The organism is Bacillus sp. SG20033 (assembly GCF_044570195.1).
Lineage (GTDB): Bacteria > Bacillota > Bacilli > Bacillales > Bacillaceae > Bacillus > Bacillus subtilis.
The window spans coordinates 2,988,979-3,004,878 of sequence record NZ_CP172606.1; the positions used below are offsets into that span (position 1 = coordinate 2,988,979).

The 15,900-nt window shown below is 46.8% G+C and carries 13 protein-coding genes and 1 pseudogene; 2 read left to right on the forward strand and 12 right to left on the reverse strand.

The genetic code is table 11. The features are described from left to right. Nucleotides 1-34: 34 nt before the first annotated feature. Both glcD and ACFVP7_RS15850 read left to right on the forward strand, forming a co-directional pair. Nucleotides 35-1,447 carry a glycolate oxidase subunit GlcD gene (gene glcD / locus ACFVP7_RS15845; protein ID WP_396582466.1) on the forward strand — a complete coding sequence of 471 codons (1,413 nt, stop codon included), beginning with the start codon at nt 35-37 and terminating at the stop codon, nt 1,445-1,447. Next, on the forward strand, nt 1,444-2,778 hold the full coding sequence (locus ACFVP7_RS15850) for a (Fe-S)-binding protein (RefSeq protein WP_074794638.1): 1,335 nt from the start codon (nt 1,444-1,446) through the stop codon (nt 2,776-2,778). Before glcD ends, ACFVP7_RS15850 begins: the two co-directional genes overlap by 4 nt. A gap of 38 nt (nt 2,779-2,816) precedes the next feature. Here ACFVP7_RS15850 and ACFVP7_RS15855 read toward each other — a convergent pair whose 3' ends face one another. From ACFVP7_RS15855 to araA, 12 genes and pseudogenes are all read right to left on the reverse strand, one after another. Continuing rightward, the gene (locus ACFVP7_RS15855) at nt 2,817-3,185 is read right to left on the reverse strand and encodes a VOC family protein (protein WP_225510034.1); all 369 of its coding nucleotides are present in this window, start codon (nt 3,183-3,185) and stop codon (nt 2,817-2,819) included. Then, nucleotides 3,100-3,289: pseudogene (locus tag ACFVP7_RS15860) on the reverse strand (hypothetical protein). The gene ACFVP7_RS15855 and the pseudogene ACFVP7_RS15860 overlap by 86 nt, the downstream one beginning before the upstream one ends. Next, the gene (cstA, locus tag ACFVP7_RS15865) at nt 3,232-5,028 is read right to left on the reverse strand and encodes a carbon starvation protein CstA (RefSeq protein ID WP_338730661.1); all 1,797 of its coding nucleotides are present in this window, start codon (nt 5,026-5,028) and stop codon (nt 3,232-3,234) included. The pseudogene ACFVP7_RS15860 and the gene cstA overlap by 58 nt, the downstream one beginning before the upstream one ends. A gap of 151 nt (nt 5,029-5,179) precedes the next feature. Continuing rightward, nucleotides 5,180-6,682, reverse strand: coding sequence for an alpha-L-arabinofuranosidase AbfA (abfA, locus tag ACFVP7_RS15870; RefSeq protein ID WP_004398747.1), 1,503 nt, complete (start codon nt 6,680-6,682; stop codon nt 5,180-5,182). An 18-nt stretch (nt 6,683-6,700) separates the two neighbouring features. After that, complete coding sequence (gene araQ, locus ACFVP7_RS15875; RefSeq protein ID WP_338730662.1) at nt 6,701-7,546, reverse strand: arabinose ABC transporter permease AraQ; 846 nt, start codon at nt 7,544-7,546, stop codon at nt 6,701-6,703. Next, nucleotides 7,547-8,488, reverse strand: coding sequence for a carbohydrate ABC transporter permease (locus tag ACFVP7_RS15880; RefSeq protein WP_087961011.1), 942 nt, complete (start codon nt 8,486-8,488; stop codon nt 7,547-7,549). Between the two features lie 35 nt (nt 8,489-8,523). Further along, nucleotides 8,524-9,825 (reverse strand): ABC transporter substrate-binding protein, encoded by a 1,302-nt coding sequence (locus ACFVP7_RS15885; protein WP_174223131.1) that lies wholly within the window; start codon nt 9,823-9,825, stop codon nt 8,524-8,526. 30 nt (nt 9,826-9,855) lie between these two features. Beyond that, a complete protein-coding gene (egsA, locus tag ACFVP7_RS15890; protein ID WP_257435829.1) occupies nt 9,856-11,040 on the reverse strand; it encodes a sn-glycerol-1-phosphate dehydrogenase in 1,185 nt (394 codons plus the stop codon). Continuing rightward, nucleotides 11,037-11,855 carry a sugar-phosphatase AraL gene (gene araL / locus ACFVP7_RS15895; RefSeq protein ID WP_257435957.1) on the reverse strand — a complete coding sequence of 273 codons (819 nt, stop codon included), beginning with the start codon at nt 11,853-11,855 and terminating at the stop codon, nt 11,037-11,039. Before araL ends, egsA begins: the two co-directional genes overlap by 4 nt. Continuing rightward, on the reverse strand, nt 11,833-12,522 hold the full coding sequence (araD, locus tag ACFVP7_RS15900) for an L-ribulose-5-phosphate 4-epimerase (RefSeq protein WP_003229501.1): 690 nt from the start codon (nt 12,520-12,522) through the stop codon (nt 11,833-11,835). Before araD ends, araL begins: the two co-directional genes overlap by 23 nt. 16 nt (nt 12,523-12,538) lie before the next feature. After that, complete coding sequence (gene araB / locus ACFVP7_RS15905; RefSeq protein ID WP_080529649.1) at nt 12,539-14,221, reverse strand: ribulokinase; 1,683 nt, start codon at nt 14,219-14,221, stop codon at nt 12,539-12,541. Nucleotides 14,222-14,234: 13 nt separating this feature from the next. Beyond that, entirely contained in the window at nt 14,235-15,725 is a 1,491-nt protein-coding gene (gene araA, locus ACFVP7_RS15910; RefSeq protein WP_003229499.1) for an L-arabinose isomerase, read from the reverse strand. Nucleotides 15,726-15,900: the final 175 nt, after the last annotated feature.

The window sequence follows — 15,900 nt, forward strand, 5'->3', positions numbered from 1 at the left end:
ATTGAAAGCGTTTTTTGACAGGGGGATGGGGAAAATGATCACCAACGATGTAAAGGAGCAGCTGATTCGGGTCTCCGGACCAGAAAACTTTGATGACTCGAATGCCGGCCGTCTCGTCTATTCGTATGATGCGACGCCTCAGTATCAGTCTATGCCTGATGCCGTGATTGCTCCAAGGAATACTGAAGAAGTATCACGCATTTTAACAATTTGCAGCGAACATCGAGTGCCGATCGTTCCAAGAGGATCAGGGACAAACCTGTGCGGCGGCACGTGCCCGACTGAAGGCGGACTTGTGCTTCTCTTTAAGCACATGAACCGGATTCTTGAAATTGATGAAGAAAATTTAACTGCCACAGTTCAGCCGGGCGTCATTACGCTGGATATGATCAAGGCAGTTGAAAGCAAAGGTTTGTTTTATCCGCCCGATCCGAGTTCTATGAAAATATCAACTATCGGCGGCAACATCAATGAAAATTCCGGCGGGCTCCGCGGATTAAAATACGGCGTCACCCGCGACTATGTTATTGGACTGGAGGTTGTGCTCGCAAATGGTGATATCATCCGCACCGGCGGAAAACTCGCAAAAGATGTGGCCGGATACGATCTCACACGTCTTTTTGTCGGCTCAGAAGGAACACTCGGCATTGTGACAGAGGCAATCGTCAAGCTCGTTCCAAAGCCTGAAACAAAAAAGACGCTGCTTGCCCTATATGAAAATATCGATGCCGCTGCTCAAACGGTATCAGACATCATTGCCGCAAAAATCATACCCGCCACGCTTGAATTTCTCGACCAGCCTACACTTTTAGTGATTGAGGATTATGCCAAAATCGGACTGCCGACAAGCGCAAAAGCAGTTCTGTTAATTGAACAAGACGGGCCATTTGAAACTGTTGAACGGGATATGGAAAAGATTGAGGCGATCTGCAAAAAAGGCGACGCCGTTTCCGTTCAGACCGCACAAACAGAGGAGGAAGCATTCGCCCTGACTGAAGCCCGGCGTTCTGCACTTTCTGCCCTAGCCCGCCTCAAACCGACGACGATTTTAGAGGATGCGACCGTTCCTCGCTCAGAAATCGCCAATATGGTTAAAGCGATTAATGATATTGCTACTAAATATGATATTTCCATCTGCACCTTTGGTCATGCGGGAGACGGGAACCTTCACCCGACATGCACAACAGACATAAGAAATAAGGATGAAATGGAACGTGTCGAACAGGCTTTTGCCGAGATTTTTGAGAAAGCGATTGAACTTGGCGGGACGATAACCGGAGAGCACGGAGTCGGGGAAATGAAAGCGCCTTACTTGGAAATGAAGCTGAAAAAAGAAGGCATTGATGCGATGAAAGCGTTGAAAGCGGCATTTGACCCCCGGAACATATTAAATCCCGGCAAAATGTTTGCGAAAGATGCCAGAAAACGTGTGGTGGCGGAAAGATGACAACAGAAAAAGAAATGAAACAGATCCAAAATGAATTTAAAGAGCGTATGGATGAAGGAGAGTTATTAAATTGTATGCGCTGCGGCTTCTGTCTTCCTTCCTGTCCGACCTATATCGAATCGGGATTTCAGGAAACACACTCTCCGCGTGGGCGCATCGCCTTAATGAAAGCCGTAGCCGACGGTATGATTGAACCGGATGAAGATGTCGAACGGTCGCTGTCACTTTGCCTCGGCTGCCGCGCCTGTGAGCCTGTATGCCCGTCTGGCGTGAAATACGGGCAGCTGCTTGAGGAAGCCAGAGATATTATCCACCAAAATAAAAAACACTCTCTTGGTGAACGTGTCATGCGAAAGACGGCTTTTCACGAGCTGTTTCCGCATCAAAACCGCATGCGCTCAGCTGTAAGCCTTATCGGTTTGTATCAGCGTTCAGGACTGCAAACCGCTGTGCGAAAATCAGGCATGCTTCGGGTCCTGCCTGAGCATTTGCGGACGATGGAAGCTGTTCTTCCTGATGTTCCAAAAAGCAAAGACATGAAACATCGGCCGCGTTTCCTGCCTTCCATTGGCCCCATGAAAAAACGGGTCGCCTTTTTTTCGGGCTGCTTAATGGATACAATGTTTTTACCGACCAATAACGCCACATTGAAGCTTTTACAGCTGGCAGGCTGCGACATTGTCATTCCTCCTGAACAGGCTTGCTGCGGGGCGCTTCATGGACACAGCGGTGAAAAAAACACAGGGAAAGAGCTCGCGAAACAAAATATCGCTGCTTTTGAAGCGTTAGACGTTGATGCTGTCATTACAAACGCAGGAGGATGCGGAGCCTTTCTCACTGAATATGATCATTTGCTGAAGGATGACCCTGAGTGGTCGGAACGGGCTGCTGCGTTTGTTCAAAAGCTGAAGGATTTTTCTTCTGTTTTGGTTGAACTCGATTTCCATCAAATGGATCTAGCACTCGAGACGCCTCAGGTCGTTACCTACCAAGATTCATGTCATCTAAGAAATGTGATGCATACGTCACTCGAGCCCCGCCAGCTTCTTAAAAGCATCAAAGGGGCGGAATTCAAAGAAATGGAGAAAGCAGACAGCTGCTGCGGGTCAGCGGGAATTTACAACATCGTCGAAGCTGAAATGTCTATGAAAATACTGGACAGCAAAATGGCTGCCGTCAAAGCAACCGAAGCGATCCTCATTGTAACAGCAAATCCCGGCTGCCTGCTGCAGATGAAGCTCGGGATTGAACGCGAAGGACTAAGCGGTAAAGTCAGAGCCGTTCACCTGGCTGATTTGCTATTGGAAGCAGCCGGGCACAAAACATCATGAGAAAGCCCAAAACAGACATTGTTTTGGGCTTTTGTGCGTTATTCCATCGGACTGCAAATTTCGATATAATGTCCATCCGGATCAGCGATATAGGCGACCGTCTGCCCCCATGGTTTCACTTTCGGCTCCCCGATAATCGATACGCCTTGTTCTCTCATCCTTTTGATGACCGCTTCTACATTTTCAGTAACAAACCCGATTTCAAATGTGTTTGAAGCAGATGTATCCGGAATGTCCAGCGCCGTGATGTCTCTGGCGCTTTCCCGCGTATTAAGCGCCAATATCGTAGACCCTGTATCAAATTCGACATACGTTCCGTGTTCAGCACGAATCGGCAGTCCTAAAATATCCCGGTAAAAATGAATAGCCCGCTTGCTGTCCGATACGTATAGAATAAGATATTTCATTGATAGATTCATTGCCAACCCCCCCTCAGCATTTTCAATAGTCCTTCTAGCCCGGTATAGACGCTTCCATCCTTAAGCCCGGATCTTTCCACATCTGCGCCCATTTTTTCACAGCCGCCACGATAATGATGAAGCCTAACACCAGCATGATGATAGATAATACGCCATTCAATACACTATATCCTGCTGCTTCAGGATTGAGATACACATTGCGCACCATCCAATAGCCCGCATAATTGACAGTGACATATAAGTAGGCAAGCGGGATAAGGCAAGTCAGAATGTACCGGCGTTTATCAGCGATTTTCAGCACGATGGTCGCTCCGATAATCAGCCCCACTGAAGCCATCAGCTGATTAGAAACGCCGAACAGCGCCCAAATGGAACCGATATCTCCTGAATACAGCAAGTACCCCCACATCAAACAGGCAAGCGCGCTGGCAAATACAGAGCCCGGAATCCAGTCTGTTTTCTTCAGCGGCTTATACACCTCCCCGAAGAAGTCCTGGATCAAATAACGGGCAACGCGTGTGCCGGCGTCAATCGCTGTTAAAATAAAGACCGCTTCAAACATAATGACAAATTGGAAAAAGTATGAGGCCAAATGGCTGAAAAACGGCATTCCGGTAAAAATATAAGTCATCCCCACCGCAAGCGTGACGGCTCCCCCTGTTCTTCCTTCTAAGTCCAAACCGATTTCCCTGCTCAATTCAGGCAAATGTACGACATTCATGCCAAGCGTACGGAAAACCTCAGGCGTGCTGTTAATCGCAAAGTAATCAGCAGGCTGTAAAGCGGTCGCTGCAATCAGCGCCATGATGCCGACAAGACACTCAACAAGCATTGCGCCAAACGCAACCGGCTTCATATCACTCCATTTATTCAGCATTTTCGGTGTCGTTCCTGAGCCGACAAAGGCATGGAACCCAGAGATCGCCCCGCAGGCGATGGTTATTGAGATGAACGGCCAGACAGGTCCTGCCAGCACCGGCCCGCCGCCTTTTACGAATTCTGTAAACGCAGGAAACGGAATGGACGGATTGACGACAAACACACCAACAATCAAAGCGATAAAAACACCGATTTTCATAAAGCTGCTTAAATAATCACGCGGAGCAAGAAGCAGCCAAACGGGAAGCGCAGCCGCAAAAAACGCATAAACAGGAAGCGCGATTGCAAGCGTTTTCGTATCTAGCGTTAAAAAGTCACCGAGCGCGGTAGTCTGTACCCACGGACCGATAAAGACTCCTGCCATTAAAAAGAGAAAGCCGACCGTTGAAGCGAGCTTTAAATTTCCCGTTTTCTTATAAAATAAGCCCACACCCATCGCAATCGGAATCGTAATCACTACCGCAAATGTTCCCCATGGATTACGTTCAAGCGCATGCAAGACAACCATCGACAGGCCCGCCATTGTGATCGTGATGATAAACAGCATGGACAGTCCTGTACAAAATCCTGCAACAGGGCCAAGCTCATCCTTTGCCACTTCCGACAGCGATTTTCCGTTTTTGCGCATCGATGCAAACAACACCACAATATCATGGACGGCTCCCCCAATTACCGCCCCGATTAACAGCCACAATAATCCCGGCAAATAGCCAAACTGCGCCGCCAGAATTGGTCCGACCAGTGGTCCGGCCGCTGCGATCGCGGCAAAATGGTGGCCGAACGAAACCCATTTATTTGTAGGCACATAGTCTTTCCCATCCTCAAGCACGTGAGCAGGTGTCGGCTTGTCATCATTTACTTTGAGAACCTTCACCATCATAAATGTTCCGTATAAACGATAGGCAATAGCCAAAATACACATTGACGCTATCACAATTGTAACCGCATTCATTTTCTCCCATCCCCTTTGCTGTTTTTCATAAATATATCATAATTTCATGGTGAAAAGCGGTCATTTTTTCCTATACAAAAAGCCGGCTTGAACGGGCCGGCTCGTGGCAGTTGAAAGACAAGCCGGAGATTTCTCTCCGGCTTTGCTATTCTTATGACTGTTTTTTCAGGCGGATCACATTCCAGGAAAGCGGCGTGAAATGAGCAGTTAAGCCGTTTTCGCTGACAGACGATGATCCGTTGGAATGCGGAACGACATTTTTTCTGTTATGCTGGTTTGTTGCTTTGATATCCTGATGCTCAAGTACGATGTGCTCTGCGATTTGGTAGGATTCAAAGCCTCTGAGCGAAATCTCCGTCTCCATCTGATCCTCAGCCTTGTTTACCGCAAAAATAGTGAGTGTTTCTTCCTCTTCAGAGTACACAACAGCAGCATCAACATATGGCACATCAGTGAAATCAGAACAATCGTACTTAGGAGAAGAAATAAGCGGTTTCAGTGACTCGCCCCTTCCGTAAACAGAAGCATGCATGTATGGATAGAAAATCGGCTGTCTCCATGCTTCTCCGCCTTTTTCCGTCATGATCGGCGCGATGACATTGACAAGCTGTGCAAGACACGCAATTTTCACACGGTCTGCGTGCTGCAGCATCGTAATGAGCAGAGAGCCGACTAATAAGGCATCTTCAAAATTGTAAATATCCTCTAAAATCGGACGCGCAGTGATCCACGGCTCGACTTTTTTATCAGCCTCATTTGAGTGGTACCAGACGTTCCATTCATCCAGAGAAAGATTGATTGTTTTCTTGCTGCGTGTTTTTGCTTTTACATAGTCACAGGTCGCAGCGACTGATTTGATAAAATGATCCAAATCCATAGAACGTGCCAAGTAGTTTGGCAGATTGTTATCCCGGTTTCCGTAGTAAGTGTGAAGAGAGATATAGTCGACATGCTCATACGTATGCTCAAGCACCTTCGCTTCCCAATCGATAAAGGTCGGCATGCCGCTGTTTGAGCTGCCGCAGGCAACGAGTTCAATTGATGGGTCAACCCACTTCATGACCTTTGCTGTCTCTGCAGCAAGCCGTCCGTATTCATCAGCTGTTTTGTGGCCGATCTGCCACGGTCCATCCATTTCGTTTCCTAAGCACCATGTTTTGATGCCATACGGCTGTTCATAGCCATGCGATCTTCTTAAATCACTCCAGTAAGAGCCTTTCGGATGGTTGCAATATTCAACGAGATTACGGGCGGCATCTATGCCTCTTGTGCCAAGATTGACGGCCATATTGACCTCAGTGTTCACCTTTTTTGCCCAAGATAAAAATTCATTTGTTCCCACTTCATTGGTTTCTGTCGTTTGCCATGCCAAGTCAAGCCGTCTCGGGCGGTTTTCGACTGGTCCGACACCGTCCTCCCAGTTGTATCCGGATAAAAAGTTTCCGCCCGGATAGCGGATGATGGGAACCTGTAATTCTTTGATCAGCGACTGGACATCTTTTCTAAATCCATCTTCATCCGCTTCAGGGTGATCAGGCTCGTATATGCCTTCATATACCGCACGACCCATATGTTCGATAAACGAGCCATAAATCCGTTTATCTACTTCACCGATTTTATATTCTTTGTCTACAATCATTCGCGCTTTTTTCATCACACGTTTCCTCCTTCATTAACCTTTGACTCCCCCTACCGTCAGGCCGGAGATAAAGTACTTTTGGAAAAACAAGAAAATGATAATCACCGGCAAAATCGCAAATACTGAGCCGGATATAAGCATGTCATAGTTGTTGCCATAAGGGCTCAGCAAGCTGGACAGCCCTATTGGAAGCGTAAACATTTCTTTCGACCGAAGCACAATCAGCGGCCATAAGAAGTTGTTCCAGCTGTTTAAGGACTGAAGGATAATCATCGCGCCGAAAGCCGGTTTCATCAGCGGTGCCATAATCCTGAAAAAGATGCCGAATTCCGTACAGCCGTCCATCCTTGCAGAGTCCAGCAGATCTCTTGGAAGGCCAAGAGCATATTGCCTGAAAAAGAAAACGGCAACAGGTGAAACGATAAACGGCAATATGACACCTGTATATGAATCGATCAAGTGCAGTCCGACAGTAAGCTTAAACAAAGGAAGCATCATCACTTCCAGCGGAACCATCATGATAATCAGCACAAGAACAAAGATGATATTTCTGCCCTTAAAATCATAAACCGCAAGCCCGTACCCGATCATCGAAGAAAAAAACAGAGTGAGCACGGTTGTGAAAAGCCCAAGTACAAGACTGTTAAAAAACCATTTGAAATAAATGCTTCCGCCGTTAAACAGAAATGTATAATTATCAAGACTCATCACTTTAGGATCAATGTCAAGATTCAGCCCTACACGCAAAAGCTCAGATGACGGCTTTAAGGATCCTAAAAGCAAACAGAAAATCGGAAAAAGATACAATATGCTCAGCATCATAAAAAACAGGGTTAGCGCAATTCTATAAACGCTGAACTGAGGACTGTGCCGCAACATTTATCCCTCCCCCTTAAACGAGCCTGACAGCTTTAATGAAATCAGGCTGACAACAAGGATCACAATCAAAAGTACGATGCCGATGGCCGCTCCATACCCCATTTCGTTGTAGGCAAGCCCCTGCTGATACAAATATCCGACAAGCGTCAGACCAATATTACCCGGGGAATTATTCTGCCAAAGCACGTAGCTTTCCTCAAACATCCTGAAGCCGCCGATGATGCTGATGGTCAGCACATATACGGTTACAGGCTTGAGAAACGGCAGCGTGATGTGCATAAATTTTTTCATTGTATTCGCACCGTCTATATCAGCGGCTTCGTACAGCTCTTTCGGCACATTTTGCAAACCGGCTAAAAAGTAAAGGATGTTGATTCCCATCCATCTCCATGAAGCAAGCAGCACCATCAAAAACATGCCGGTATGTTCATTGTTCATCCAGTTCTGAGGTGAAAAGCCGAGTTTGAGTAGGATGGAATTGGCCAGAGACGTTTCCATTTCTCCGAAGATCAGCCGAAAAATGATCCCCGCGACAATGGTGGAGGTCAATGCCGGGATAAATAGTGCTGATTTAAATATATTTCTAAATTTGACCAGCTTTGAATTCAGGAATATGGCCAGAAGCAATGGGACAGGAATTAGCACGATTAGCGTCCAAAAGGTGTATTCCAGCGTATTCCAAAGGGCGGTATAGAACGTCGGGTTGTTTAGCGCTGTATAATTAGACAATCCGACAAAGGACACCTCTCCCGGCAATATTCTTTGAAAGCTCATGATGAAGACACTAATGATGGGGTATAGAAAAAATACGAGAAAGGATAAAACGAATGGCGCTGTAAACAGATAGGGCGCCGCTTTTTTCGAATAAAATACATCTCGCCAGCCTGATTGTTTCGCAGCTGAAGGAACGGGATGAACCGTTCCTGTTTTCACAGGTTTCATGAGAACCTCCCCGCTTTCACTTTTTGAATGGGATTCTATTTCTGTTTCAGTTCACCTGCCGCTCTGTCCAAGGCTTGTTTAGGCGTTTTTTGCTGAGATTTAAGTGCGTCGAACAATACGCTTCTGTTGACAAGGTCTGAAGCCTTGGCAAAATCCTCATGTAAATAAATTGGATTAATTTCATCCTTGATATCGAGCAGCACAGAAAAAATGCCTGTTCCGTTTTGGAAGTAATCCGTGTATTTGTTTTTCTCTTTCAATTCCTTGGAGCTCCAAACATCCCAGCGAAGCGGGTCAAAGCCGAGTACGCTCCAGAGTTTTTTATTTCCTTCTTCAGAGCCCTTCGCAAAGGCCAAAAACTCTTTTGCTAACTCAACATGCTTGGATTGCTTCGGTACAACAGTTGCCGTACCGCCCAAACCTGCCGAGCGGTCGCCTCCCTCTTTCCATGCCGGGAGCGGCCTGATGGCAATCTTCCCTTTCAGATCAGGCATATAATCGATAAATCTTCCCATATACCAAATCGGCATGAGGACTGAAGCAGCTCCTCCTTGGTTCATAAAACCGTAGTATTCTTCACTGTGATGCCCGCCGCCCGGCGCAGGAATCATCGTTTTATCATTGATCATGTCTTTTAAATATTGAAGTGTTTTTACGTTGGTGTCATTATTGAGGATCAGCTTGCCGTTTTTATCAAAATAGCCTGAGTTTTGCTGTGAAATCATAGATAAGAACGTTGCGGAATCATTTGTTTCCACCGTTCCCATCGGCTTCCCGGTCACTTTGCGCACTTTCTGTCCGGCTTTATGGTAATCATCCCATGTTTTAATATCGTCAGGATTGACGCCGGCTTTTTTCATCACATCCATGTTATAAAACATGACCGTTGTTCCTACATGCGTATCGAGTCCGTAAAGCTTGCCGTTTTTGCTGTACAGGGTCAGCCGCGCCTCAACGAATTTATCGCGGTCCTTTTCAATCAGCGGAGTCAAGTCGGCAAGCGGTATGTCAGAGCCCTTCAAAAAGTTTGAAAAACGGGCCAATTCGACATCGGCAATATCAGGGACGCCTTCTCCTGCAATTAAGGAGATAGACAAGTTATCGTGCATTTGTCCATACGGATAAACGACCGTATTCAGCTTAATTTTGCGGTCAGGATATTTTTCATTCCATTCCTTCACCATTTCTACATAGAACTGCTCATGAAGTCCGTTAAATGTCCAAAAGGTCAGCTCGGTTTCACCCGACTTCCCGGATGATCTTTCTGCTGAACACCCAGCAATGACTAATGTCAGCAGCATCATGAGCACAAGAAAACAGACAGTCATTTTTTTCATCTGCGTTACCCCTTCCATTCGAGGTGCGGGCTATTCATATAGACCATGGTTGATCAGCGTTTTGTTTTCATTAATGATTCTTAATCCGGTGCAGCGGTCTCTTAAGGTGTGCGCGTGTCTGAAGGCATTCTTGACGGAATCCTGCCCGACACCGATTTCGTCAAAATACGCAGGGCCTCCGGCTGATCTCAGCCAATCAGCCAGCACTTCTCCTTCCGGGAGAGTTTGATAAGCCGATTGGATGGCTTCCCGGCGGCTTGGTGAAAATTCGTTCAGCCCGTCATCCTGAGCGAGCTTTCTGTATGTGTCAGTTAATAAAACAGCGGCACAGCCCACCTTTGCCCCATGAAGAATCTGCGGCCGTTTTTTCTCCATTAATTCCATCTCAATCCAATGTGAAATATGATGCTCTCCGCCTGATGCCGGGCGGGAATGATCTAATGCCAGCATGACAAGCCCCGATACGATTAAAGACTCCATCAAAATCTGTATGCCTGTTTCCGTTTTCATCGCAATGTCTTCTGTGTGTTCAATGCAGGCAGCAAGCGCCTCCTGAACGATCTTAGCTCCTGCATGCGAATAAGGCTCACCGGCAAGATGCCGGGATATTTCCCAATCTGCTAAAGACGTTATTTTACCGAGCATGTCACCAAATCCAGCCGCCACCATTGACTGCGGTGCCGCTTTTAATAGATCCAGATCAGCGAACAGTGCAGACGGGGCCTTCGTTTGAATGGTTGTTTTCGTACCGTATAAAATAATCGGCGCCCCTGCTGATGTAAAACCGTCTACAGATGGAGCAGTCGGATAAGAAATAAACGGCAAATCTCTTTGAAACGCTGCAAAGCGGACGATATCATGAATCGTGCCCGAACCGACTGCGATCATGACATCCGTTGTTTGTTTCGTATGGATCAGCACATGAATGAGCGATCGTTCATCAGCTGTCACATCTCCAGCTTCATTTTCTGGAATGATCAGGCACTCGGCCTGAAATCCTGCTTGATTCAGCTGATTTTCCAGATCAATTCCTGCAATGCGGTGTGTATTCGCGTCGCAGACAAGGACAATATGTTTATTGTTTTTTCGTTTTACATAATCCAAAAGCGAATCAGCTGCTTGTTTACCGAGAACAATTTCTTCAACTTTTATAGGTAACGTCTTTTCTCCGGCGTTTTCAAAAGCACGCTGAACGTCAGCTGCGATACGATTCATATCAGAATCCCCTCCTCAGCCAATTTGGTTACATCCTTAATAGAATCCAGCACATAATCCGGCGTGTACAAACGCTGTTCACCCTGTTTCGCAGAACCAGTTAGCACTAAGGCGCTTTTCATGCCATAAAGCTTCCCCATCGCAATGTCAGATTCAATGCTGTCTCCTATAATCATGCATTCATGTGCGGACAGCCCCATTGCTGTACAGGCAGCCTCCGCCATCAGCCATGACGGTTTTCCGACAACAAGTTCAGTCTTCGCTTGTGCGGAAGCCTCTATCGCCCCAATCATTCCAGCCACATCAATGGCATTTCCGTCTTCGTTCGGAAAAGAGCGGTCTTTGTTTGTAGCGATAATACGAGCGCCGCCGGCAGCCGCTTGAAAGGCTTGATTTAAATCGTCGTACGTGAGCGTTTCATGAAGGGAGATCACGAGCCAATCCGCTTCCTTCGGTTCGCTCGCGTTCTGCACACCGGCCAGCCTCAGCTCGTCAACCAAGCCTTGCTCCCCAAGCACCCATACCTTTGAAAAACGATAATGTCTTTTCAGGAAAGCCGCTGTCACGCTTGATGACAGAACAATGTCGTTTACGTCCGTTTCAATCCCCGCGCCAAGAAGTTTTTTTCTGCACATGGCACGGGAGATATTCCCCCGGTTGCTTAAAAAGACGATTTTCTTTCCCATTCTCCTAAGCGTTTTGATCGCTTCTCTTGCTCCTTCGATCAACTCATTTCCTCTGAATACAGTACCGTCCAAGTCAATCAGAATGCCGGCCGGTGACACAGGCGTATCATGACTGGCCATAATACGCATTTGCTCCGTGTTTTCGATAAAAATGCTTTTCATGCAGAACTGTATTGATTGGGGTTACATCCTTGTTCAGCATAATGGAGTGATAGGCCATTTCGGCAACCGTTTCTAATACAACTGCGTTATGAATGGCATTTAAGGCGTCAGTGCCCCAGCAGAACGGTCCGTGATTATTCACGAGCACACCCGGCACCTGTTCGTAGTTATGATGCTGAAAGGTTTCCGCTATGACTTTTCCTGTATTCAGTTCGTAGTCATGAATGATTTCTTCATCATACATTTCTCGAGTACATGGAATCGCACTGTCAAAATAATCAGCATGGGTCGTGCCTAACGGAGGGATGTCTCTGCCCGATTGTGCCCAGCTTGTCGCCCATTGAGAATGGGTATGGACAATTCCCCCGATATTCGGAAAGGCTTTATATAAATAAACATGGGTAGGTGTATCTGAAGAAGGCTTAAGCGAGCCTTCGACGACCTCTCCATCAAGGTTCAAAACAACCAAGTCATCGGCTGTCAGGTCGCTGTATTCGACTCCGCTAGGTTTGATGACAATTCTTTCTTTTTCCCGGTCAATGCCGCTGACATTTCCCCACGTAAAGGTTACCAGCTGATGCTCTTGAAGCTTCAGGTTGGCAGCCAGCACTTCTTTTTTTAATGTTTCAAGCATGCTCCATCACCCTTTATCAATTCTTTTTGGCGGCAGATGAAAATTGAAGATTTTTGATCGTTTTCAGACGCTTCATGACATGGTTTTCTTTTCCGAAATAATGAACCAGCTCTTTATATTCAGCGTACAATTTTTCATAAACCGCGGCGTTTTCGGCATTTGGCGTATAAGTTATATCTTTCAGTTTTCCCATGTTCGCCGCTGCCTCTTTGATGTCATCGTAGCCGCCTTTTTCTTTGCCTGCTGCAAGCGCGCCGAAAATGGCAGATCCTAAGGCTGGTGCTTGCGGTGAACCAGAGATTTTAATGTCCATGTTTGTCACATCCGCATAAATCTGCATGACAAACGGGTTTTTCTCAGCTATTCCGCCGGCTGCGAACAGTTCCTCAATCGGAACACCGCTTTCTTTGAATGTTTCGATAATCATCCGGGTTCCGTAAGCTGTCGCTTCAACTAACGCTCTATAAATCTCTTCAGGCTTCGTCAGCAGTGTCATGCCAAGCAGCATCCCTGTTAAATCTGCATCAACAAGAGTTGAACGGTTTCCATTCCACCAATCTAAAGCAAGCAAGCCGCTTTCACCAGGCGCTTGATGGTTTGCTTTCTCACTCAGCAGCTCATGAACGCCAATGTTTTTTTCCTTTGCTTCCTCTTGATAAGCTGGCGGGACACATGTTTTCACAAACCAGTCAAAATGATCGCCGACACAGGACTGCCCGGCTTCATATCCCGCATAGCCCGGGAGAATTCCGTTGTCCACAACGCCGCACATTCCTGGAACGATATGCACCTCTTCACCAAGTAGAACATGGCACGTCGAGGTTCCCATAATCATCAGCATTTTCCCTGGCTCTGTAATGCCGACCGCCGGTACCGAAACATGAGCGTCCACATTGGCAACCGCAACAGCCGTTCCCGGGAGAAGCCCTGTCAGCTTTGCCATTTTTTCAGTCAGACTGCCGGCTTTTTCTCCTACTGAATGAATAGAACCTGACAATTTGTCCTTTGTAATCGTTTTCATTGAAGGATTTAATTTCTCAAAGAAATTATCTGACGGATACCCCGCTTTTTCACTCCACATCGCTTTATACCCTGCGGTACAATTGCTTCGCTTGAGCGAGCCGCACAGCTGGTACACGATCCAGTCCGCAGCCTCGATGATCCGGTCAGCCGCTTCATAAATGTGAGGCGCTTCCTCGGCAATTTGCATGACCTTTGGAATCATCCATTCTGATGAAATTTTTCCTCCGTACCGCTGTAAAAAAGCCTCTCCTTCTTCTTCCGCGATTTGATTGAGCCGATCAGCATGTTTTTGGGCCGCATGATGCTTCCAGAGCTTCACATAGCTGTGCGGCTCCTCTTCATATTCAGGCAGCATGCATAACGGCTGCCCGCTGCTGTCAATAGGAAGGATCGTACATGCCGTGAAATCAATTCCAATCCCGATAATGTCTTTCGGGTCAACGCCCGTCTGTTCGAGTAAAGACGGAATGGTTGTTTCCAAGACTTCGAGGTAATCAGCAGGGTGCTGCAGCGCCCAGTCACGCGGCAGCTTTTGACCCGTTTTTGGAAGGACGGTATCAATGACAGCATGCCTGTATTCTTTTACAGCAGCCGCAAGTTCCTCCCCTGTTTGGACATGAACGAGCACTGCTCTTCCTGATAAAGTTCCAAAATCAACCCCTATTGTGTAAGCCATGTGACATCCCCCTCTACTTTTGAAGCCGGTAAAGCGCCTCGTTCCATTTTAACTCGTGTTTCAGTTTATGAATTGTCGTATCACGGGAAATGAGAACACTTTCGATTCCCGCCATTTCCGCCCAATCAAGCATTTGCTCCGCTGTCAGTTCATAAGACAGGCAGGTATGGTGTGCACCGCCGGCTAAAATCCATGCCTCCGCTGCTGTTTTCAATGACGGCTCCGGCTTCCAGAGAACACGGGCAACCGGTAAATTCGGCATGTCTTTTTCAATTTCCTGGCCGTTGACTTCATTCAGCACAAGGCGGAAACGCCCGCCAATATCAACAATGCTAGCTTGAATGGCAGAACCGCTGATGCCGTTAAATACCAAACGCGCAGGGTCCTCTTTGCCGCCAATCGAAAGCGAATGAACCTCGATTTTCGGCTGATCCAAAGCGACAGTCGGACACACTTCAAGCATGTGAGAGCCCAGAATCATTTCATTTCCCGGTTCAAAATGGTACGTGTAATCTTCCATGAAGGAAGTTCTTTTTCCTTTAGCCATGATTTTCATCATCCGTACAAGGGCCGCTGTCTTCCAATCTCCTTCACCGGCAAACCCATAGCCTTTCTCCATCAGGCGCTGAACGGCAAGTCCCGGCAGCTGTTTCATTCCGTGCAGCACTTCAAACGATGTCGTAAACGCTGTGTATCCGCCTTGCTCAAGAAAAGCGGTTAATCCAAGTTCAATTTTCGCCTGTTCTTTAATGGACGCTACCTTTGCTTCGTCACGTTTTGTTTCCTCACTGATCACATATAGTCTGTCATACTCGGCATAAAGCGTGTCAACCTCGTCGTCCGTAATGCGATCCATCACTTCAACGAGATCCCCGATGCCATATCCGTCAACCTGCCAGCCAAATTGAATATGCGCTCCCACCTTGTCTCCGTCCGTTACCGCGACATGACGCATGTTATCTCCAAATCTGGCAACCTTAATATGTCTGCTTTCATTTAATGCAGCCGCCGTATCCATCCACTGGGACATTTCTTTTTTCACTTCTTCATCATCCCAATAGCCGGCAATGACTTTTCGGCTAAGCCCCATTCTCGAGTTGATGTAACCGTACTCTCGATCGCCATGCGCGGATTGGTTGCTGTTCATAAAATCCATGTCAATCGTACCCCACGGGATATCGCGATTATATTGGGTATGCAAATGCATAAGCGGTTTTTGATAAGAGGAAAGGCCTTCTATCCACATTTTTGCAGGGGAAAATGTGTGCATCCATGTAATGATGCCAGCACATGTCTCACTGTACTCCGCTTCTCTTAACAGCTCTCTAATGGTTTCCGGTGAAGTGACGACGGGCTTATGAGTGATTTTATATCTGGAAGAAATCCCGCTGAGCCCCTCACAAATGCTTTTAGCATGCTGATCTACGAGTTCCAGCGTCTCTTCCCCGTATAGGTGCTGGCTTCCTGTCACAAACCAGAATTCATAATCCTTTGTCTGAAGCATGTAAACTGCCCCTTTCTCATAAAATAAAACGCTTTCAAATACAAAAGATACGTACTAATGATAGAAAATAAACCTATAAATAAATATTTGTACGAACAATTTTATTATAGTAATTGACTATTATACTGTCAATCTTTTCTTTTAAAAAAAGCCGGGGCAGAGCCCGGCTTTTTGA

Coding starts and splice junctions, on each gene's coding strand:
- ACFVP7_RS15880 (WP_087961011.1), bottom strand. CDS start 8,488: ATGAAACCTGTGAAAACAGGAACGGTTCATCCCGTTCCTTCAGCTGCG.
- araQ (WP_338730662.1), bottom strand. CDS start 7,546: ATGTTGCGGCACAGTCCTCAGTTCAGCGTTTATAGAATTGCGCTAACC.
- ACFVP7_RS15855 (WP_225510034.1), bottom strand. CDS start 3,185: ATGAAATATCTTATTCTATACGTATCGGACAGCAAGCGGGCTATTCAT.
- ACFVP7_RS15850 (WP_074794638.1), top strand. CDS start 1,444: ATGACAACAGAAAAAGAAATGAAACAGATCCAAAATGAATTTAAAGAG.
- abfA (WP_004398747.1), bottom strand. CDS start 6,682: ATGAAAAAAGCGCGAATGATTGTAGACAAAGAATATAAAATCGGTGAA.
- araA (WP_003229499.1), bottom strand. CDS start 15,725: ATGCTTCAGACAAAGGATTATGAATTCTGGTTTGTGACAGGAAGCCAG.
- cstA (WP_338730661.1), bottom strand. CDS start 5,028: ATGAATGCGGTTACAATTGTGATAGCGTCAATGTGTATTTTGGCTATT.
- glcD (WP_396582466.1), top strand. CDS start 35: ATGATCACCAACGATGTAAAGGAGCAGCTGATTCGGGTCTCCGGACCA.
- araL (WP_257435957.1), bottom strand. CDS start 11,855: ATGCGTATTATGGCCAGTCATGATACGCCTGTGTCACCGGCCGGCATT.
- ACFVP7_RS15885 (WP_174223131.1), bottom strand. CDS start 9,825: ATGAAAAAAATGACTGTCTGTTTTCTTGTGCTCATGATGCTGCTGACA.
- araD (WP_003229501.1), bottom strand. CDS start 12,522: ATGCTTGAAACATTAAAAAAAGAAGTGCTGGCTGCCAACCTGAAGCTT.
- egsA (WP_257435829.1), bottom strand. CDS start 11,040: ATGAATCGTATCGCAGCTGACGTTCAGCGTGCTTTTGAAAACGCCGGA.
- araB (WP_080529649.1), bottom strand. CDS start 14,221: ATGGCTTACACAATAGGGGTTGATTTTGGAACTTTATCAGGAAGAGCA.